The organism is Enterobacter cloacae complex sp. P16RS2, assembly GCF_014982155.1.
GTDB classification, from domain to species: domain Bacteria; phylum Pseudomonadota; class Gammaproteobacteria; order Enterobacterales; family Enterobacteriaceae; genus Enterobacter; species Enterobacter cloacae_M.
This window is the reverse complement of the sequence record NZ_JADCKW010000057.1, coordinates 814-17,951: the sequence shown is the minus strand read 5'-3', so window position 1 is coordinate 17,951 and position 17,138 is coordinate 814. Positions and strand designations below refer to the sequence as shown.

At 52.7% G+C, this 17,138-nt stretch carries 26 protein-coding genes, 3 tRNA genes and 1 pseudogene (1 of these 30 running past the window's edge); 1 reads left to right on the top strand and 29 read right to left on the bottom strand.

Features of this window, described 5'->3' with window-relative positions:
* The 17 genes and pseudogenes from INF68_RS22300 to INF68_RS22225 all read right to left on the bottom strand — a co-directional run.
* Positions 1-244, bottom strand: a pseudogene (locus tag INF68_RS22300) (hypothetical protein); the annotation flags it as partial.
* Positions 237-371 (bottom strand): hypothetical protein, encoded by a 135-nt coding sequence (locus INF68_RS23435; protein WP_000718562.1) that lies wholly within the window; start codon positions 369-371, stop codon positions 237-239. The gene INF68_RS23435 and the pseudogene INF68_RS22300, both read right to left, overlap by 8 nt.
* Before the next feature lie 14 nt (positions 372-385).
* On the bottom strand, positions 386-664 hold the full coding sequence (locus tag INF68_RS22295; protein WP_000807719.1) for a phage tail assembly protein: 279 nt from the start codon (positions 662-664) through the stop codon (positions 386-388).
* A 1-nt stretch (position 665) separates the two neighbouring features.
* Positions 666-1,037, bottom strand: coding sequence for a phage tail tube protein (locus INF68_RS22290; RefSeq protein ID WP_000896638.1), 372 nt, complete (start codon positions 1,035-1,037; stop codon positions 666-668).
* 3 nt (positions 1,038-1,040) lie between these two features.
* Positions 1,041-2,543, bottom strand: coding sequence for a phage tail sheath subtilisin-like domain-containing protein (locus INF68_RS22285; RefSeq protein WP_001472192.1), 1,503 nt, complete (start codon positions 2,541-2,543; stop codon positions 1,041-1,043).
* A complete protein-coding gene (locus INF68_RS22280; RefSeq protein WP_000497745.1) occupies positions 2,540-2,737 on the bottom strand; it encodes a DUF2635 domain-containing protein in 198 nt (65 codons plus the stop codon). Before INF68_RS22280 ends, INF68_RS22285 begins: the two co-directional genes overlap by 4 nt.
* 3 nt (positions 2,738-2,740) lie before the next feature.
* Entirely contained in the window at positions 2,741-3,286 is a 546-nt protein-coding gene (locus tag INF68_RS22275) for a hypothetical protein (RefSeq protein WP_001083242.1), read from the bottom strand.
* Positions 3,283-3,642 (bottom strand): hypothetical protein, encoded by a 360-nt coding sequence (locus tag INF68_RS22270; protein ID WP_000537794.1) that lies wholly within the window; start codon positions 3,640-3,642, stop codon positions 3,283-3,285. The genes INF68_RS22275 and INF68_RS22270 overlap by 4 nt, the downstream gene beginning before the upstream one ends.
* Positions 3,643-3,646: 4 nt before the next feature.
* Positions 3,647-4,027 carry a hypothetical protein gene (locus tag INF68_RS22265; protein ID WP_227412945.1) on the bottom strand — a complete coding sequence of 127 codons (381 nt, stop codon included), beginning with the start codon at positions 4,025-4,027 and terminating at the stop codon, positions 3,647-3,649.
* A 1-nt stretch (position 4,028) separates the two neighbouring features.
* Complete coding sequence (locus INF68_RS22260) at positions 4,029-5,078, bottom strand: major capsid protein (RefSeq protein WP_000427679.1); 1,050 nt, start codon at positions 5,076-5,078, stop codon at positions 4,029-4,031.
* A gap of 97 nt (positions 5,079-5,175) precedes the next feature.
* The gene (locus tag INF68_RS22255; RefSeq protein WP_001472189.1) at positions 5,176-5,580 is read right to left on the bottom strand and encodes a head decoration protein; all 405 of its coding nucleotides are present in this window, start codon (positions 5,578-5,580) and stop codon (positions 5,176-5,178) included.
* Positions 5,580-6,170, bottom strand: a complete 591-nt coding sequence (locus INF68_RS22250) for a hypothetical protein (protein WP_193525458.1) — start codon at positions 6,168-6,170, stop codon at positions 5,580-5,582. The genes INF68_RS22255 and INF68_RS22250 overlap by 1 nt, the downstream gene beginning before the upstream one ends.
* Position 6,171: 1 nt before the next feature.
* Positions 6,172-7,038, bottom strand: a complete 867-nt coding sequence (locus INF68_RS22245; RefSeq protein WP_049015398.1) for a S49 family peptidase — start codon at positions 7,036-7,038, stop codon at positions 6,172-6,174.
* Positions 7,035-8,672 carry a phage portal protein gene (locus INF68_RS22240; protein ID WP_001045359.1) on the bottom strand — a complete coding sequence of 546 codons (1,638 nt, stop codon included), beginning with the start codon at positions 8,670-8,672 and terminating at the stop codon, positions 7,035-7,037. The genes INF68_RS22245 and INF68_RS22240 overlap by 4 nt, the downstream gene beginning before the upstream one ends.
* The gene (gpW, locus tag INF68_RS22235; RefSeq protein ID WP_000483309.1) at positions 8,672-8,935 is read right to left on the bottom strand and encodes a gpW family head-tail joining protein; all 264 of its coding nucleotides are present in this window, start codon (positions 8,933-8,935) and stop codon (positions 8,672-8,674) included. The genes INF68_RS22240 and gpW overlap by 1 nt, the downstream gene beginning before the upstream one ends.
* An 8-nt stretch (positions 8,936-8,943) precedes the next feature.
* Positions 8,944-11,067 carry a phage terminase large subunit family protein gene (locus INF68_RS22230; RefSeq protein ID WP_001515591.1) on the bottom strand — a complete coding sequence of 708 codons (2,124 nt, stop codon included), beginning with the start codon at positions 11,065-11,067 and terminating at the stop codon, positions 8,944-8,946.
* Positions 11,009-11,578: a hypothetical protein gene (locus INF68_RS22225; protein WP_097510421.1), complete on the bottom strand. Its 570-nt coding sequence runs from the start codon at positions 11,576-11,578 to the stop codon at positions 11,009-11,011. Before INF68_RS22225 ends, INF68_RS22230 begins: the two co-directional genes overlap by 59 nt.
* A 290-nt stretch (positions 11,579-11,868) precedes the next feature.
* On the opposite strand from INF68_RS22225, the gene INF68_RS22220 reads away from it, so the two are divergent.
* Positions 11,869-12,372, top strand: coding sequence for a hypothetical protein (locus INF68_RS22220; protein ID WP_001472855.1), 504 nt, complete (start codon positions 11,869-11,871; stop codon positions 12,370-12,372).
* A gap of 10 nt (positions 12,373-12,382) precedes the next feature.
* On the opposite strand, the gene INF68_RS22215 is transcribed toward INF68_RS22220, so the two are convergent.
* From INF68_RS22215 to INF68_RS22160, 12 genes are all read right to left on the bottom strand, one after another.
* The gene (locus INF68_RS22215; protein ID WP_045888937.1) at positions 12,383-13,021 is read right to left on the bottom strand and encodes a hypothetical protein; all 639 of its coding nucleotides are present in this window, start codon (positions 13,019-13,021) and stop codon (positions 12,383-12,385) included.
* Between the two features lie 242 nt (positions 13,022-13,263).
* Positions 13,264-13,623, bottom strand: a complete 360-nt coding sequence (locus INF68_RS22210) for a cell envelope integrity TolA C-terminal domain-containing protein (protein ID WP_045888909.1) — start codon at positions 13,621-13,623, stop codon at positions 13,264-13,266.
* 176 nt (positions 13,624-13,799) lie between these two features.
* Entirely contained in the window at positions 13,800-14,027 is a 228-nt protein-coding gene (locus INF68_RS22205; RefSeq protein ID WP_045888911.1) for a hypothetical protein, read from the bottom strand.
* A gap of 106 nt (positions 14,028-14,133) precedes the next feature.
* Positions 14,134-14,289: a hypothetical protein gene (locus INF68_RS22200; RefSeq protein WP_158002600.1), complete on the bottom strand. Its 156-nt coding sequence runs from the start codon at positions 14,287-14,289 to the stop codon at positions 14,134-14,136.
* A 108-nt stretch (positions 14,290-14,397) separates the two neighbouring features.
* Complete coding sequence (locus INF68_RS22195; protein WP_049015390.1) at positions 14,398-14,670, bottom strand: hypothetical protein; 273 nt, start codon at positions 14,668-14,670, stop codon at positions 14,398-14,400.
* Complete coding sequence (locus INF68_RS22190) at positions 14,667-14,891, bottom strand: hypothetical protein (RefSeq protein WP_049015387.1); 225 nt, start codon at positions 14,889-14,891, stop codon at positions 14,667-14,669. Before INF68_RS22190 ends, INF68_RS22195 begins: the two co-directional genes overlap by 4 nt.
* Positions 14,888-15,514, bottom strand: coding sequence for a glycoside hydrolase family 19 protein (locus INF68_RS22185; RefSeq protein ID WP_049015383.1), 627 nt, complete (start codon positions 15,512-15,514; stop codon positions 14,888-14,890). Before INF68_RS22185 ends, INF68_RS22190 begins: the two co-directional genes overlap by 4 nt.
* Positions 15,514-15,795 carry a phage holin family protein gene (locus INF68_RS22180; RefSeq protein ID WP_032635000.1) on the bottom strand — a complete coding sequence of 94 codons (282 nt, stop codon included), beginning with the start codon at positions 15,793-15,795 and terminating at the stop codon, positions 15,514-15,516. Before INF68_RS22180 ends, INF68_RS22185 begins: the two co-directional genes overlap by 1 nt.
* Positions 15,782-16,177, bottom strand: a complete 396-nt coding sequence (locus INF68_RS22175) for a phage holin family protein (RefSeq protein ID WP_022648767.1) — start codon at positions 16,175-16,177, stop codon at positions 15,782-15,784. The genes INF68_RS22180 and INF68_RS22175 overlap by 14 nt, the downstream gene beginning before the upstream one ends.
* A gap of 697 nt (positions 16,178-16,874) precedes the next feature.
* Positions 16,875-16,949 (bottom strand) — tRNA-Gly (locus INF68_RS22170).
* Positions 16,950-16,952: 3 nt separating this feature from the next.
* Positions 16,953-17,028, bottom strand: a tRNA-Thr gene (locus INF68_RS22165).
* 78 nt (positions 17,029-17,106) lie between these two features.
* Positions 17,107-17,138: transfer RNA gene (locus tag INF68_RS22160), tRNA-OTHER, on the bottom strand (it continues 78 nt past the right edge of the window).

Below are 17,138 nucleotides of genomic sequence, written 5' to 3'. Positions count from 1 at the left end.
CCATTTTCAGTGGGGGAACCATGTCGCCAATAAACTGCACGTTATCCCGCGCGCTCTTCGACATATTCTCGAGGCGAGAAATAAAACCGCTCAGTCCGTCGGCTGTTTCCTGACCGCCTAACTTGAGCCCTTCTTTAGTTTTATCTAGCTTCGGCTCCAGGTCACGGACAGCCTCATTAATGCGGTCTATAGCCTCGCTAACCTGGTCGCTGGCCACCAGCTCAAAATCAAAAGAATTACTCATCGTCTTCAGGTTTCCTAAGCTTGTTTATCCGGGATGCCTGCGCCACCCACCATTTCAGCCGGGCGCGGGTCATTCCCCACGCCCTGTCCTCAGACCAGCGGAAATAGAAGGTGACGTCAGCGGCCATTTCCTGCCAGGTTGTCAGGGCTTCCAGGTCAAAAAACTGAGCAGATACTCCTCACACTTACGGAAGTCGAGAAAATCCATCGGCTGCAGTACGCTTTCACGCGTACCGGAAACCAGCGCAATAAGCAGGCGCATCGCCGCGAGCGACGTTGACGCAGCCTGTTTCTCGTAAAACTGCTCAGCCTGGCTTAGCGTGGGTGCTTTCAGCTCCAGCTGCGTATAAGTGGTCTTCTCCGCAGCATCATCCAGCGCTACGGTTAATGGAATGGTTTTAACGCGTTCAATCTCAGCCATCTTAGTTCTCCGTTACGTCGCGGCCTTCCCAGCGAACATCAAATACTGCATCTTCGCTTTCCACTTCCTGGACGTTGACCGTCCAGAGTGAACGGCCAATGATAGTTTTCCCGTTAGCCAGCTCGGCGATCACGTTGACGTTCGTCTGCTGGTTAAAGCCCTGCACATTCGTTCCGCCACTGTCACGCAGTCGGGCAGAAATGTATGGCGCCACAGGTTTTTCCTTATATCCGTGCACACCATCCATCCCTGTCAGGGTGGTACGGTTTACGGTGGCAGCCTGGTATTTAAACGAGCCCTCCACCATTACCGTCACACCGTTAACAGTGACATAGGCGGTTCCCGCCAGGCGGTTAGTAGTATCACCTGCCATCGTTTAAGCTCCTGTTGATTCAGCCCGAGTGCGGAACTGATTGAGCAGCGCGAAAATGCGCAACTGGTTCATGAGGGTTCCCGGCCACAGCACATCGACGCGGTTCGGATTTTTGGCGTTCTGCTCGACGATGATATTTTTTGCGAATGCCTCCGCATCCTGCGCATAACCGTTCCATACCAGAGTCTGGTACTCGGCAATCTGATCGGCCTTGATAATGTTTGGCGTGACGATCGCCGCGCCAGGTGCAAATCGGGTTCCATCCGCAGCAAGCTTCATACGGCCAAACTTGCTGGTCACCGCTGTGCGCAGGTAGCGGGTCACAAACATCAGGCTGAACAGCGTCTCCACTTCCAGATAACTGTCATCTGCATCGCCATAGCTGTTTTTCTGGTAGGTGGTGATCAGGTTTTCAATGCGCACCGTGCCATCGTCATCGACCGTAAATGTCGAAATGCCGCTGTACAGCAGATTGTTACGCTCGGTCAGCTCAAAGCGATCCTGCAGTTCTGGCGCAAGCACCCCCTGAACAGCGAGCGACTGTAGCGGGCGGCCGGGGTCATTACGCAGACTCACCGCAGCTGCGCCGGTGTAAGCTGCAGACCATGCCCAGGAAGGGGACGGCGATTTATTTACGCCCAGCAGGGTCTCATGCTGGTTATTGCGCAGCTCACCTTTGGTACCGAGCTGGGCGTAAGTCCCGGTGGTGGTACCAAAGGAATGGCCATAAAGCTGCTTGTCCCATGCCCAGCGACCGCCAGTGTCTGACAGGAACTCCTTCATCACATTCAACGAGGTTGTATCGTCGTAAGGGTTGATGATGAAATCGAATGTCCGATCCTGCAGGTTTGCCAGCTCGCCGGTAATATCCGGAGCCCCGACTCCGTTAGACATAGCAGTAATCGTCAGTTCCAGGCCTGCAGGTGTGGACTCGCCTCCAGGTAAGCCGAGGAAGTTCAGGCGAATGTCGATCCCATTACCCGTAGCACCAAGATTCTTCGCGGTCAGGGTTACGGTATCCGTAGTCGCACTGGCGGTTACAGGTAGCGTGGTTTTTGCGTTAATCGCCGCGGCCAGAGAGGTGGCGATCGCTGCCACCGTATCTGTTGCTACAACGGTCAACTGAATGCGCTCACCAGCAATATAAAGGGAGATCACTCCGGTTGCCGTCGGTGCGCTGCTCACTTTAATGGTGCCGGTTGCAGCCACCATGGAATCGGAGTCTTCCTCCAGCGGCAGGATCCAGACTTCGGCTGCGGTATCATTTTTCTGATACGCCGCCATCATGGCCTGCAGAATTCCCCCTTTTCCTGTCAGCTCACCGACGGTATCCGAAGAGGAAACTCGCTGCGGAATACCAGGGGGGGTTGAGCCGGTACTGAGCATCCCACCGATAAGCAGGGTGCGCTGCGTGGCAGTGGCGTTATTCGCCATTGAGTTATCAAACTCAACGAAGAAAAGCCCTACCCGCAGGTTATCGGGAACACGAGCGAAAGGTACGGTCATTCATTTTCTCCCGCTTTTTTAGGTAATGATTGTTTCTCTGGCGCGCCCTCATCCTTTTTAGAGAGGATCACGTCCCCATCGCTCAGACGGCGACGCCAGAAAATATTGTCAGGTACTTCAGCACCCTCTTTAGGCAATGGGATGCCCTTGACGGGGCAGCGAACGCTGAGCCCGTTGTTCGGCTTAACAAACATGGATTACTCCTGAAGATTGAGGCTGATACCCGGTTTAACTGTGCCGTCTGGCATGTCGACCGCAATATCCATGCCCTCAAGGGGAACCGACTGGACAGGATAAAAATCTTCCGGCCCCTGGTAATGCTCTATGTCGATCTCGAAAAGAAGCTGCCCCATATGGGCCTCTCCTTCTGAATCAACATTGATGGTTGAACGAACTTCCGCGTATTTCTGAATATTCCGCGTCAGTTCGTAGCTGTTGATCACCGCGCGCTCCACCTGCTCGCGAAGGCTTTCAAGCGCCAGCTCTGCCCGCATGGCTCCATCATCCACTGTATCGCCGTCATACTCCTGAACGCGCCCAGTGATCCTGACAGTGGTGAGGGTGGTAAAAGCAGGGGTATTACGCCCCTGTGATTTTTTCTGTTCAAAAGGCGTCTGAACCAACAACACAGGATACATATCTGGTGAAGTTGACCAGTCGCGTGGAGAGAATACGCGGTCGCCCGCGCTGGTTGTCCCGGTTAGTGCAGTGACAACCATTTGCCGTATCGCTGCTGAATTCATCGCGGTTTTACCACATTGAGGACAAGACGAGATCCGCCATGACTGTCGGGTTCGACGTTTGACACAACAAATAACTGATTGATGATGTGACCACCGACCGTCTTTATAAATACCCGGTCAGATACAGCAGGTTGCGATTTACCCAGCTTGCGAAATTCAGCATCGCGCACACCCAACATCGGGCTGGAGGTGTTAATTTCTGAATCGCCATCAAGGTTTTCAGCAACCTGCGCATAACCACGGTCAAAAATCCCGTTAATTGTAAAAGGAGTACCGTTACGTGGACGGTACTCGTGCTCATCGCCAAAGACATCATGCAGCGGACTCAGAAGATGAGAATCCCAGTCCACGCCCATGTCATTACCCTGTCGTAACTGAAACTGATGGCTGAGAAGCAAGAACTCGCTTACGAAGCACATCAACATCAGCAATAACGCCGGACTGCAGAAGACGCTCAGCATCTTTGCCGGTTACAGGGATGCGCATATTTTCGCGGTACATCTCCCCGTCATGACGAATGCAATTCCCTTTCAACACCACATACTCCTGCGATTCAGTGTCTCCGGATTTTTCGTCACCACCATCGTCATCAACAGACAATTCGGCATCATCTGTTTTGCTCAAAGGCTTTTTTTCCTGGGTGTTATCGCCAGCATTCAGGTCGTCAACGCTCAGGCCGTCTTTGGCAGATCCTTCTGCATTCAGATCATCAGCCAGCCCGGTATTAGGTTGTTTTGCCATATCAGACCACCGTTGCGCAGAGGGATGCATTTACCCGGCTCGGAATAACCAGCGGGGAGGATTGCATCAGGATAAGACGCTGGGCTGGATCTTCTTTCACCCAGGATTTTGGCGCATAAGCCAGCGGACCGTAGTTGAAAGCCGGGTCCAGGATAACGCCAAATGCGCGGGTACCCATCAGATCGGCACCACTCATAATGACAGCGCCATCGGGGATCATAGGCTTCTCGACGTTGTCCAGCGGGTCAATAAACCAGTCGTTATATAACCAGAGGTCAAAGTTACCCCAGCGCCCTTTATAAATTGCGCCCTTCATTACCTGTGGGCCGGCGTTAATCTGGTTACCAAACGGGCTCAGCGCCGGGAATGTAATGGCGTTATCCTTGATGGTGGTATCCAGTCGGAATGCACGCCATGACTTATTCGTAAAGACCAGATCCGTGGCGACAGAGCCGGACTCTTTCAGGAAAGTAGTCTGCCAGATTTCAATGTCATCTGATGGCTGGGTATTGGTAGCGCCAGCTGCAACGGTCAGTGGCCATTTATCCGAGCCGCTAAGAGTGATGGTCAGATCCGAAGCACGCCCGAAATCCACCACCTGAGTTTCATAGCCCTCCCCGGCGACGGTTACGGTCCCAGACACCAGCGCACTCGCCGCCATCCATTCCAGACGACGGTTGATCATGTCAATCTGGTCAGTCATTTCAAACTGAAGGTTCAGCATTTCGCGCTCGGCAGCGGTATATTCCCCGCCAATACGCTCACCAATCTGGCGGCGGATAGGTTTGCGCAGGTCCGGCGCGCGCTTATCTTTGATGTATGCCGGTTTGAAGGTATTGGTCTGGTATTTACGGGATTCGACCAGCTTACCTTCCACCAGCGGGGAGACGAACGGCGCCATACGACGCAGGCCGACATCAACATCAATCGCCACTTCTTCAGTCTCGTAAGTCACGACATTCGGGAAGAAGCGATCGAGCAGCCAGTTCTGACTGGTTTTCAGGTTAGGAACAACCTGCACCAGCACGCTGGTATCAAAAATATTTTCCATATTCAGTCTCTTGATAGTGCCAGCCGCAGCTGGCAAAAAATTTAAACGAGCCAGCCCCTGCCGGTTAAAGCATTCGTCAGGAGAGCCGTGGGGGAAATCAGGAGGTGGTTACAGGTGCCTGGTCACTGTCTTTCAGGAAGATAGCCAGCGGTCGGAGCGCTTTTTTCAGGTCAGCGGTCGTCCAGGAGTTATCAAAAATAATTCGGTGCTGGTTGAATTCCCCCATCAGATACAGGCCGCCGTTCTGATCGGAAGACGATGCATCAACATCATCAACCAGAATAGCAACGGGTAACTGACTGCCATCTTCAGCCGTTTTCACACATTGCGTGTATTTCCCGCTGGCAGCCACCAGGCCCAGGACAGTACCACGCTTAAAGGCACCGCCCGTAATGATCCCGGTGTCAGTCACCAGCTGGAGCGTGCCAGCGACAAGCTGATCCGGAACAAACAGCGCGCTCTTCATGCCAGGCGCAAACGCATTCTGACCAAACTGATCCATTATTTCTCTCCTCTTGTGGAGTTGTAGAGGCCGGTCATTTTACTTACCAGCGCAGACTTTCCGGTCTCTTTCTGTCCGCTATCCGGATTAAGCCGGACCTGGTGGCTTTCCTGCATACGCTGATCGAGAGAGCGTTTACGGGATGGCTGAGATGCGGCTGCGGCCGGAGCCGAAGAGGCCAGGACGTTAATTGCTGCCGCAGAACTCATCCCGGTATTGAAAGCCAGTGACGCGGCCAGTGAAGGATTCGCAGCTGCATGCTTACTGCCGAAAATACGGGCGCAGCGTTTACGCTCAGCAGCGCGTGCATTTTTTACCGCCTTACTCTCTTTGCGATCGTCGTCGCCGTCGTCTTCAGAATCATCATCTTCTGACGCATCCGGATCATCGCCGTCATCTTCAGAATCATCGTCGCGTTCGTCTTCTTCCGCGTCGTCGTCGCGCTCATCATCATCGGCATCATCTTCGCGCTCGTCCTCTTCCGCGCGACGGGCTTTCGCTTTTTTGGCTTTTTTATCCTCTTCTTCCTCAGAAGCGGAAGCGCCAAGACCCATAAGGTGAGCAAAACTAAACGGTTTTTTCTTTGCCATTTCAGGCTCCTGTTTTTTCAAGTAAGTTTTTGAACGCAGCGTCAGGAGGACACACCTCATCAGCCAGTCCAATTTCAACGCCATCAGCAGCCATAAAACAGGCGGCCTGGGTACTTTTTATAACCTTTGCGCTAATCCCCCGGTTTCTGGCGACGGTGTTCACAAACAATTCGCCCATGGTGTTAATGTCCTGCTGAATGGCGGCCAGCGCTTCATCTGACAGCTCTCTCAGCGGCGAACCTTCAGCCTTGCGGGATCCATAGGTGATGATCGTAACTTTAAGACCGTCATCTTTAATCCGCTGCGTCCAGTCAAGGTGCATGGTAATCACACCCACAGAACCCACGCCGCCGGTGCGCGGAACAGAAATCCGGTCCGCTGCGCTGGCAATGGCATACGCAGCGGAATAGGCGCTTTCCGTCAGAATGGCATGGATAGGCTTTTTCCCCCGGGAGCCGTAAATGACATCAACCAGATCGAAGCAGCCGGCGACCTCGCCGCCGGGTGAGTCGATATCCAGGCAAATGCCCGAAATGTCGGGATCTTCCATCGCAGTAAGAAAGGCCTGACGAATGCCGTCATATCCTGTCATGCCACTGTACGGACGCAGACTGCCCAGTTTTTGTACCAGCGTTCCGCATATCGGGATTACGGCGACGCCCAGCACATTGTCATAACCCGGATCACGACGGGATTCCCGCCCCTGGTTATCGTCATATCCGTACCAGTCATCCTCCATGGCAAGAGAAGATTCGATTTTACTGATACCAAATCGGTCCATTACGGATGCCATGATGACTTCGGCTTTACTCGGGTGCAGCGCCAGCGGGGTATTAAATAATCGCTGGGCCAGATGGGGTAGATTCACTTTTCCTCCGGGTCGGTAATGGTCTGGCTCGCAAACTGGTCAGCCTGTGCCCAGCTCGGAAGCGGTAATCCGCGTTTAAGACATGACTCAATTTCTCTCTGGCGCTGATCAAGCACTTCTTCCCAGTCTTCACCGACGTTTTCACCCACCTCAATCTCGAGGGTGGAAAGTCCGGCATCCAGACCAAGAATGGCGCCTTTTTTCTCTGCAACCGGATCCACCCAGCCGCGCCCAGGCCCCATCCAGCGCGCACGGGAATACGCGGCTCTGGCGTCAACAAAATCAGGTGCGCCTGCGGGCAGGGGTAAATCCTCATTGTCGTGAACTTCTTCAACAAAGGCGGTGAGAATGGGCTGAGCGAAGCCGGTAGAAAAATCGTCCCGGCGGCGAGTCAGTGTTTTCCATGCCTCCAGCAACGAGGAGCGTGCAGAACTGTAGTTAACGTCAGACCAGTCCTGGGTGACCTGCTGTGGGGACAACCCTGTTCCTGAAGAAAAATTACGGAGAACAGCAGATTCGAAGACTTCAAAATTGCTGTAGGGCCGCGCCGCGTTAACCGTCGTGATTTTCTCACCAGGATAAAGAATGGGCATTCGGGCACCATTCTGAAGTGTCAGACGCCGATCGTTATGGAACTCAACACGCCCGTCCTGATAAGTGCCTAACTCTGATTCGTCATAGGTCTCTCCCAGGGCAGACTGAACCATCGCAGGGTCATAGGGTGACTCAATGTATGCGGCGAATATGGCATTAAGAATTGCTGCCTCAAGCTCGCTCTGGTCATACTTCACCAGCATTTTCAGACGCTGAATAACCGGAGTCAGGATGCCGTTACCGCGGTGCTGCGCGCCACGCTCATGATCAAAATCGTGAACCACATGCGGGCGGCCCCAGTCAGTTTCACGCGGGATGCGCTGCCACGTCATGGTTTTAGCCCCGCTCCACCAGTCACCGATATGGGCCTCCCTGATGTGGTAAGCAACCGGCGCACCGTCCGCATCAATTTCAACGCCACCACGGACATTTGGCATATCGAAATTCTGCTGAGGGTTACTGAGGCGGTCAGGATCGACAATCTGTACCGTGGTGGCGTAACGGCCTCTTCCGGGACCAAGCCTGTCAGTTCTGTACTGGAGAATGGCCAGAGCATCCCCGTCAATAAGCTTGTGACGAAATCCCAGGCGCAACATCTGCGACACGGTGAGTTTTCGTTCAACATCACAATACCGGCCAGGATCGTTACTCCAGGTCCGCCAGTGCCCGTCCAGTGCTTTTCCGTACTCTTCCGCCCAGGACGCATCAAACGCCTTGTTTCCGGTGATCATTCTGAGAACACGGTAATCGGGTTTCATGATGGGGCGGAAGTTGGCACCAACCGCATTATCCAGCAGACGTGTGACCGCACCGTTTGCCCAGCCGTCATTACGGACCAGATCGCGTGCGCGGGACACGATGCGATCCCGGTAAATGTTAATTTCATTGTCCGGGGACCACAGCGCGGGTTGCCAGTTCGCCAGTTGATCGCTGAAAGAGTCAGCTGCGTCATAAGGTACGCGGCTCCCCCCCACCAGCATAGAGGGACGCTGCTGTCGCAACGGCTGCCCATCAGAGCCCAGTATCTGTACTTTATTCATCAGAATCTAAACCTCGCTGGTTTCCGGGGACGAGAGATAATCCCCAGTTGCGCCTGCAGAAGTTGAATCAGGGCCAGCAGATCAGCCAGGGTGCTTTGCTGATAGGACACTGATCGCGTCCCGTCTCCCTGCGTATAGGAAAACGAAACACCGTGGCTCCCGGTTGCTAAATCAATGTACGCCTGCTGAGCTTTCGCAAGCGCATCCCTGAGCTGATCGTCAGTCATTGCGCCGGCAAGCAGGCTGGTGTTCCGGTTGAACATGATTTTCCTTATTTCGGCAGGAGTTGCGATATTCGCTTACGTTTGACCGGCGCTGGTTCTTCAATAACCGCACCCGGCAGCTCGTAATTGATTTTTTCTTCCTGTCCAACTGGCGCTGGCAGGAACTTATCCGGATCGGCTTCGAGGTTGGCGGCCCGGACGTTGAGTTTTAACCCCATATGTTTGAGACCGCACAGCGCGGCATAGCTGTAAACGAGGCAGTCAAGCGCTTCGTTAGCTCGTCCTGGTATTGCTTCCCAGATACTGTACCGCTGCCCGGAAATGACTTTGTAAACCAGTCGCTCCGCCAGCAGCTGATTGAAGTACCCGAGATCGCGATCGTCAGGAAAATGCATATAACCCGCAGCGGCGGCGCCAGGTTTGGGTGGCTCAAGATGCAGGCGACCGCGTATCACGTCTTTCGCTGAGTTAACCCCCAGAATGACAGGGCGGAAACTGGCTTTGCTTTTCGATGATGGTCGTTTGGTCGGCCAGACAGGATTGCGTTTGCCTCCCTGTGCAGACTCCCCCTTAATTGCCCAGACACGACGGCCAAGACGCTCTTTGGCGAATTCGTATACCTTCTGCGTATGGTGGCCGCCGGAGTCCATGCACGTTGCCATGATATTCAGGCCGCGCCCGTCACCACGTCGCCAGATCTGTTTCAGGTATGCATCCAGTCGCTTCCAGGGTTCTTCCGTCTCAAGGTCACCATAAATAACGTCATGCGCGACCGACCACGATTCTTCATCTCTCCCCCAGCCGGTGATCGTAATTTCGAAGCGATCGTCCTGGGTATCAACTCCAGCTGTTAACAATGCCACCCCGTCCGGAACGACGGCCGGAAATATTTCCCGGCGCGCCAGCAGAACATCAACAGGGAGCTGTTTCCCATGATTAGGTCGGTGCGGAAGCCCCATCTGGGTATTCCACCACGCCTGTTCCTTATCCGGATCGCCCTTCGCATCGATATATTTTTTCGCAATATCCGACGGCTTATCTTTTTGCCAGGGGCTGAAAAGCTTGGATGCCTGGTACCCCGCGTGGTGGTTATCGACTGCCTCCTTTCCACAGGAGGGGCAGATTGCGCGATAGACCGCATGCCGTTCCGACTCTGACCATTGCCAGACCTTTTCAACGCTGCCCTCGTCTGCCGCCCGCCAGGCAAGGTCATAATCCATCAGCGGTGAGTGCCGCTCCCCGCAGCACTCAAATGGGCGCGTCTGATGCCATCGAATAGTGTGCAGAGCTCTGAGGCGCTGTCCTTCGGACCAGCCACTACCACAGCATTCGCAATAGAGCATCGCCGATTTAGTCAGGTGTTTATCTCCCTCTTTCGGCCACTGAACGTGTTTGAAAAAGTCGGGGAACTGGCGGTGGCCACAGTGCGGGCAAACCACAGATGCCCGGCGCTGATCGGAGTCGGCGTAGCTGTCAGCAATGCGGCTCTCATCCTCCACCGTCGGCGAACAGGCGCGTACAGACAGCCAGGTCAGGCCAAATGTCGCTGTACGCTCTTCGGCCAGCGCAATTGGATCGCCTTCGCGGGTTATCGGGTACTTGTCCACTTCATCCGCCAGCAGGACACGAATCGGACGACGCGCAAGGTTATCAGGGCTACCAGCACCCGCCAGCGCCAGAAATCCGCCAGTGAATGCCTTGTAAAGAATGGTTTCTTTCGAGCTTTTCTGTTTCGAATCACCGATGATTTTACGCAGTACCGGCGTCACCCTTACCAGCGGGCTAATACGCTCTTTCGAAAACTGTTCAGCGGCTTCTTCTTTCGGCTGCAGCAGCAGTATCGGACAAGGATCGAGGTGGGCAAAATAGCCAAAAAGGTTTTCCAGCAGTGCTGTCTTCATCAACTGGGTACAGCACATTACAGTGATGATATGAACCCCGGACTCCGTCGCGGCAAGCATCGGTCCGCGGGCAATTTCTACCGTCGATGTTTCCCAGTTTCCCGAAGTGCTCCCAGCCTCTTTTGCCAGCTTACGATAGTCATCTGCCCACTGCGGCACACTGATACGCGGCGGGGGTGTCCAGCCTTTGCGGACGCTTAATTCAAGACGCTCAATCTTCTGCCGGGTTAAACTCTGGCTCTCCGAGGACTGAGATGTGTTTGTGGACATGTTCAATCAGCACCTCTGTCATCCTGTCCGCCGGTACATCCAGATCAGCAGCCATTAGCGGCGCCACCCTGGACGGCCAGTTAAGCCAGGCATCACGCTGTTGGCGAAAGGCGTTGAATAAAACCTCCTCGGCTGTTGTCAGCTCAATAAGCTGGCCGCTGTCTTTTTCATACTGCAGCTTTGCCTGCAGGGCCATGTAATTCTCGCGGATACGTCCCGCTTCCTCTCTCGAAAGATCTGCCCCTTCAGTGAGCATTATCTGGCGGACAGTTTTATTGATTTCATCACCGTCATCATCGTTATCGCTGACGACGGGAGTTTTCTTTTTCTTCGCGTTCGAGGCGCGCGGGTCTTTGCCATCGCGGTTTTTCTTCAATGCCGCATCGCTGGCCTCTACGTCAATCAGGTCTCCGTCCATCACAATGAAGCGCCCGGCTTTAATCCACCGGCCAATTGTTTTGCGATCCACACCTGAATGTTGTGCGTACTGACTCTGGTTCATCGTTGTCATGGGACATCACCTGGGACATTTTCTGTGATGGGACATTCGCCTGGGACATTTTTGCCATGCCCCACCAGAATGTCCCACTGGAATAAACTGGAATAGCCAGAGCTGGCGAGGTGTCCGTAATGATCGCCAGAGGTGGGACATGGGACACAAATCTGAAAGTTGTAGCTAGGAAAACACCGCGGCGCGCAATGCCCGTACCTTACAAAAGTCTCAGGAAGGACCCATTTTTTTAATGGCTTCGACCATTCGCTCCGACTATGATTATTCCTATTCAATACAAGGAGAATGTAATGGGTAACAATATAATCAAAATAACTTTCGTAGCCGCAGTGCTGGCATCACCAATTGCTCATGCCCAGTGGGTAACTAATACTGAAGATGACCTTTTCTCTGGTGGTAAGAAAGCAATGATGCTTGGCGAGGTTTCATCCGACAATGGCGCCATTGTGTTTGACTGCACTAAAGAAAAGCTATCGGCGGCATACGTTGAAATGGATAAAAGCACCGAATCACTATCAGAGGTACCAATGGACCTGATAATGAAGGTCGACGGGAATACCGCAGTGAAGCTCGATGCTACCCTTTCAAGACGTAATGTTCAGAGCCTCCAAATTCAATCGGATGACGCGGACCAACTAAAAACAGTGCTTAAGCAGCTTCAGGGGGCGAAATCCAAAGTGTTAGTTGGTGTGCAAACAAAGGATGGCGGAAACCAGCATTCCATGTCAGCCAATGTTTCTGGATCGACAACTGCAGTAAACAGCTTCATAAAAGCTTGCGAAATTAACTTATAAGTTACTGCTTTTATTTTGCCGTCCTGATGGCTTCTGCTATCGCCTGATTTAAAGCAGACGGTAGCAGTGCGTTCGCCATGGTACGGGCCCTATCCATATACCCCAGCACTGGAGTCACAGGTAGCGCATCACCAAACCGGATCAAAAGCTTTGGAGAACGCTGTTTACGTTTCGGTCTTCGCGTCCCATTAGCGGAGCGCTTGGCCCGTCGCTTCTTAGCTTTCATCGGTTTCTTACGCTGCCAGACAGCGTTAACGCCATCCACCTCACCTACGAATACATTTTCCTTTGCTTTGAGCTGAGAGAGCTTATTACGCGGCAGGTTGCCGTATTTATTAAGCTTTATGTCTTTCGGGTTAAGCAAAGCACTACCATTGAGCTTATGCTCTCCGCCGAACTCGAAAGGTTCTAGGTAGCCAGCAGCAGTATCACGAACAAACACCTTTGCACGAAGGCTGTTTTTCCTGGCACCAACTGACCCTACCGATTTAACTGTAAAAGGTGTTGGATTATCCAGATGCCGCTCAAATGCTGTTTTTTGGGCTACCTCTATCTGGCGAACCACTTTAGTCATCGCCTGGGCAGTCGCAAACGGTATCTGCTTCTGCAGCTGTCTTAACTGACTGGAAAGGTCTTTAAGCGTCGCCATAACAGTCTCCGTAAGTATTGCCATTATCAAGCCCACTACTTGATGGGACTGTGATGTACGTATTAGCTCGGGTGTGCCGATCTTTAACCGGATAGCCATCGTAAAGGTGCGCTCGCCTTTTCCTTCTTATTTGACGATTAACACGTACACCACAATTCGTCATTATCGCAGGCACTCAGTGAATGCCTGCTGTAATGCGATGGTGAAGGCAATACAAAAGTTATAGTGGTTCTGAGACGCGTCTATGGTTTGAAATCCAACGGAAACTCCTCACCGATAAGGTCCGGCGTAAGGGGTAATAAACCATCATCACTGGCGGTCTGTATAGCTTTAACTGCCGCTTTACACAATTCCGGGTTCCCTTCTACTACATGCATATTGTTGATTTTATTTGTTCCTTTCGGCTGATGAACACGGATAGTGCATGTATCTCCGACATATCTACTGGCATATGGAAATCTACTTTCAACTGCCTCTTTAAATTTTACAGCCCATTGATTGATTATGGGGAACTCCTGTCTCTGCTTTGGTGTTAATGTTTGTTGTTTTGGCCCCTGACATCCCACCAGGAATAATACGAGGAAACATAAAAACTTACTCATTCTGCGCTCCTTACTAAATGTTTCCGAAGTTATAACATATATACAAACGAAGAATGAACGAGCTATTCTTGCTTTGTATTGCAGGCATCTACACAGGGCCTGATGTAATGCTTAACAGTCGGCAACTAGACGCTCTACAGCACGACATGCCCACCAGCAGGCGAGCTTTGTAATGGCTACGATTCCACCGCGTTATGCAGCACTTCCTGACGGTAAATATGCTCGTAACGAGATACCGTCTTCCCGTTCTGGTTCATCACGTAGGCGACCTCACCGGGTTTAAGGAAAACATTTTTGTCCATTCCAGATACCGCGATGCTCTGCTGTTTGGGATTAAAGCCAACGCTCAGGCCGCAATGAATCTCTTCGCCGCCGCCCGGCGACATCACTTTTACTGTTAACACGCTTCTTCTCCTTCTTCTGCTAATAAAAAGCCCCGCTATTGCGAGGCTATTGGTTACCCTGTTCGATGGGGCAGCGCGGGTTGTCACGAGGTTTATGGCGGAGAGTTCATTTAGGCCAGTTGATGAGAAACAGCAAGCCAATGAAGGCACAGAAAATAGCACCAATACCCGCAATGCCCATTATCAACCAGACCAGAATTGTTCCGATGGTTGCGATCACTTTGACCTCACTTCTTTTTGTTTCTGACAATTCGCCTGCCACGCTTTGTTATGCGCCAGGATGTCTTTCTTCGTCTGGCGGTCCATAACGTTGATGTCGTGATCAGTCAGGTAGACTGGCTTTACCCAGTCACAGCTGGTGTCGATGACTTCAACCTTTGCGGGTCCAGTTTCCGCGCAGCTCGCGATCAACATCGTCATCAGGCATACGGTTAACAGTTTGTTGTACATTGCTGGCCTCTTTGGTGGCTTGTACCCGGCGTTCTGCTGCTGCTTCAGTGGCAGCGGCCTTGTCTTCAGTGCGCTGCTGGTCTGCTTTGGCTTCCGCTTTACTGGCACCGCGTGAATGACCAATGCCAAAAGCTGCGGCGATAGCGCCAAGAATGGCTACTGCTACCGTGATGATTAACTGCACTGTGCTCATGCTTCCACCTTCGGTTCAAAGGATCGAACGTTCATGGGTTCCCCTGACGGGAAAGACCAGTTCAGCCAGGTGAAGGTCTTGAGCTCACACATACCGTCAAACATCTCGCCGGGATCGATATCTTCGTAGCTGCAGACGATATGAAGCTCATTACCTTGTGCCTGAAGAACAACCGTATCTGTCTCCCATCGCGGGAGTAAGATGCGCAGCCACTTTTTCATACCAGCACCGTTTTCGCTTGCCCGAAGCGTGCGCGACGATCTTCAAGTCCGTTCGTGCCGCCGTTAATAATCTTCGTCACCTGTATCAGGTCGCCGGAATACTTCAGGCATCCCTTAGTAGCAAAGAACCACGCTGCGCTTCTGGCTGCATAAATGGGCTCAGCTAACAGCTCAGGCTGTTGAACCAAATCTACCTTCAGGGCATTTCCGCAGTCACGATAGTTATCAAGGAACGTGATGCCGATGAGTCCACGCCCTCGGTATTTCCATCCATCACCAGGCGCATTGTTACCGTAGCGTTTGCTGTAGACCAGGTTTGCAATGGCACGCTGGCGCTCAATCGGTAATGCTCGTTCTTCAGGTCGACGGCCAAGCTCATTAGCCTGGTCTTGTGTGATGCGTCCTGCTCGAATGAAGTTTGCCAACCCCACTACGCTGTAGTTGAAGTTTTCCTGTAGTCGGGTGAAACCTAGCGACTCATGCCCAGCCTGAGCAATGAACATCGCCTGGTCTACCGGCTTGGTGATGCCGAACTCTTTCATCGCATCGCTCACTGGCTGAAACCAGCGCGCAGCTAACTCGGCGCTTAGCCCAGCCGCCTTTTGAAATTGTGATTGGTTCATTAGTGCCTCAGTGCATCAACCAGGCGCGCTATGTTTCCCCGAGCCCAGAGAACGGCGGCGCATATCAGGACGTTCACCAGCACCACAAACCAGTGCGATTCATGGTACAGGCCGAACAGATAACGGAAAGGGACGCTGGCGTATACCAGCACCGTGAAATAAGCCATCAGCGATATCAGAGGGCGATGTCTCGCCCCGCCGCGCTGGTAGAACATCAGTGCAATAACGATCACAGCAGAGATAATTGCGTTTGCCATCGCACTCGGATCACTTGTTACCATTGCTGGCCCCTCCACCACGTAAACGTGAGAGAATTCCAAACAGGCTACCCAAATCCTGACTGTTGACGAACGTCAGCAGCTTAATAGCAATAGCGGCTACGATTACCGCGCCCAGCGCATCAAGTGGCCTGTCGCTATACCCCGTCCATTTGGAGAAGTAAGAGCCAAGCAGTGGAGCGCCGATAACGCCGAAGATGAATGAGGTGATGAAGTAGCCCACCAGCTTAAGGCGGCTGATATTAACCGCCGTGGCGACGTAGAACACCGCACCAGCGAATGCGCCAAACACCACACCGTAATCTATGCCGGTTGCCAGACCGAACATGCTGGCCCCCATCAGACCGCCAGCCGCTACCGTAGTGCCAGAAACAGGATCGGACATCAAGTCCCCCTCTTATTGCTGTGAATCCTCTCAGAAAATTTGAGGGGAGATAAAAAAAGCCCGCTTTTGAAGGCGGGCTAATGAGTGACTATTGTAAGTAAGGTAGGTAGTCGTGAGTATTGCTAACTGACCAGAGTGAGACAGTATCGGGCTGGTTCACAACGGTTCAGGAGAACCATCAGGCAATTACCTTCAACACACATTTCAAGCGTAGCAGCAGTTTGCAAATTCATAAAAAAAGGCCTGCTTTTTACGGCAGGCTCTCAAGGAATTTGAAACTGTATTGTTGTTGTCATGGTGCCGGGTGCCTCCCGGTGACTCTACCCCAGTCAGCAAAGCCGCGCGCATACCTGCAGATAGCAGTTGACTGGAACGCCCTTTCGCTTAGAAAGGATTCACCACAGAAATAAATTACGCCGAACTTATTCCTGCAGTCAATGAGATTAGCCATTGCTTCCTGATGGTTGTCTTACAAATGAAAAAACCTCGCCGAAGCGAGGCTATTTGAATTTGAGGCACCTCACCCAACAAACCACCCGAGGTTAACTGGATTTTAACGAGATGCTTTTGGATGAGCGCTGAACCCAAAGGTCAGTATTTTCACACAGCAATTTTGCAAAAAGCAGCGCCCATTCAAAACTAGGTCGCTTTTCAGTCACTCCGGGGACCCCATCATCGCAGACCGAAAAGCTTAAACTGGAGCGGGCAGCGGGAATCGAACCCGCATCATCAGCTTGGAAGGCTGAGGTAATAGCCATTATACGATGCCCGCATATGGTGCCGACTACCGGAATCGAACTGGTGACCTACTGATTACAAGTCAGTTGCTCTACCTACTGAGCTAAGTCGGCAGTGGTCCGCCACCGGAGCCTCGAACCCCGTACCACAACACCTGGGTTGCCGCTCTTCCCGATGAGCTAGTGGCGGTCTGGTGGCCCTTGCTGGACTTGAACCAGCGACC

Excerpts from the sequence above, each read along its gene's own strand:
- INF68_RS22175 (WP_022648767.1), bottom strand. The coding sequence starts at position 16,177 with ATGTCCGATCCTGTTTCTGGCACTACGGTAGCGGCTGGCGGTCTGATG.
- INF68_RS22240 (WP_001045359.1), bottom strand. The coding sequence starts at position 8,672 with ATGAATAAAGTACAGATACTGGGCTCTGATGGGCAGCCGTTGCGACAG.
- INF68_RS22265 (WP_227412945.1), bottom strand. The coding sequence starts at position 4,027 with ATGGCAAAACAACCTAATACCGGGCTGGCTGATGATCTGAATGCAGAA.
- INF68_RS22260 (WP_000427679.1), bottom strand. The coding sequence starts at position 5,078 with ATGGAAAATATTTTTGATACCAGCGTGCTGGTGCAGGTTGTTCCTAAC.
- INF68_RS22230 (WP_001515591.1), bottom strand. The coding sequence starts at position 11,067 with ATGTCCACAAACACATCTCAGTCCTCGGAGAGCCAGAGTTTAACCCGG.
- INF68_RS22180 (WP_032635000.1), bottom strand. The coding sequence starts at position 15,795 with ATGGTAACAAGTGATCCGAGTGCGATGGCAAACGCAATTATCTCTGCT.
- INF68_RS22255 (WP_001472189.1), bottom strand. The coding sequence starts at position 5,580 with ATGGATCAGTTTGGTCAGAATGCGTTTGCGCCTGGCATGAAGAGCGCG.
- INF68_RS22280 (WP_000497745.1), bottom strand. The coding sequence starts at position 2,737 with ATGTTTGTTAAGCCGAACAACGGGCTCAGCGTTCGCTGCCCCGTCAAG.
- INF68_RS22270 (WP_000537794.1), bottom strand. The coding sequence starts at position 3,642 with ATGGGCGTGGACTGGGATTCTCATCTTCTGAGTCCGCTGCATGATGTC.
- gpW (WP_000483309.1), bottom strand. The coding sequence starts at position 8,935 with ATGTTCAACCGGAACACCAGCCTGCTTGCCGGCGCAATGACTGACGAT.
- INF68_RS22285 (WP_001472192.1), bottom strand. The coding sequence starts at position 2,543 with ATGACCGTACCTTTCGCTCGTGTTCCCGATAACCTGCGGGTAGGGCTT.
- INF68_RS23435 (WP_000718562.1), bottom strand. The coding sequence starts at position 371 with ATGGCCGCTGACGTCACCTTCTATTTCCGCTGGTCTGAGGACAGGGCG.
- INF68_RS22295 (WP_000807719.1), bottom strand. The coding sequence starts at position 664 with ATGGCTGAGATTGAACGCGTTAAAACCATTCCATTAACCGTAGCGCTG.
- INF68_RS22195 (WP_049015390.1), bottom strand. The coding sequence starts at position 14,670 with ATGAGCACAGTGCAGTTAATCATCACGGTAGCAGTAGCCATTCTTGGC.
- INF68_RS22225 (WP_097510421.1), bottom strand. The coding sequence starts at position 11,578 with ATGACAACGATGAACCAGAGTCAGTACGCACAACATTCAGGTGTGGAT.
- INF68_RS22275 (WP_001083242.1), bottom strand. The coding sequence starts at position 3,286 with ATGAATTCAGCAGCGATACGGCAAATGGTTGTCACTGCACTAACCGGG.
- INF68_RS22215 (WP_045888937.1), bottom strand. The coding sequence starts at position 13,021 with ATGGCGACGCTTAAAGACCTTTCCAGTCAGTTAAGACAGCTGCAGAAG.
- INF68_RS22185 (WP_049015383.1), bottom strand. The coding sequence starts at position 15,514 with ATGAACCAATCACAATTTCAAAAGGCGGCTGGGCTAAGCGCCGAGTTA.
- INF68_RS22210 (WP_045888909.1), bottom strand. The coding sequence starts at position 13,623 with ATGAGTAAGTTTTTATGTTTCCTCGTATTATTCCTGGTGGGATGTCAG.
- INF68_RS22220 (WP_001472855.1), top strand. The coding sequence starts at position 11,869 with ATGGGTAACAATATAATCAAAATAACTTTCGTAGCCGCAGTGCTGGCA.
- INF68_RS22190 (WP_049015387.1), bottom strand. The coding sequence starts at position 14,891 with ATGAAAAAGTGGCTGCGCATCTTACTCCCGCGATGGGAGACAGATACG.
- INF68_RS22250 (WP_193525458.1), bottom strand. The coding sequence starts at position 6,170 with ATGGCAAAGAAAAAACCGTTTAGTTTTGCTCACCTTATGGGTCTTGGC.
- INF68_RS22290 (WP_000896638.1), bottom strand. The coding sequence starts at position 1,037 with ATGGCAGGTGATACTACTAACCGCCTGGCGGGAACCGCCTATGTCACT.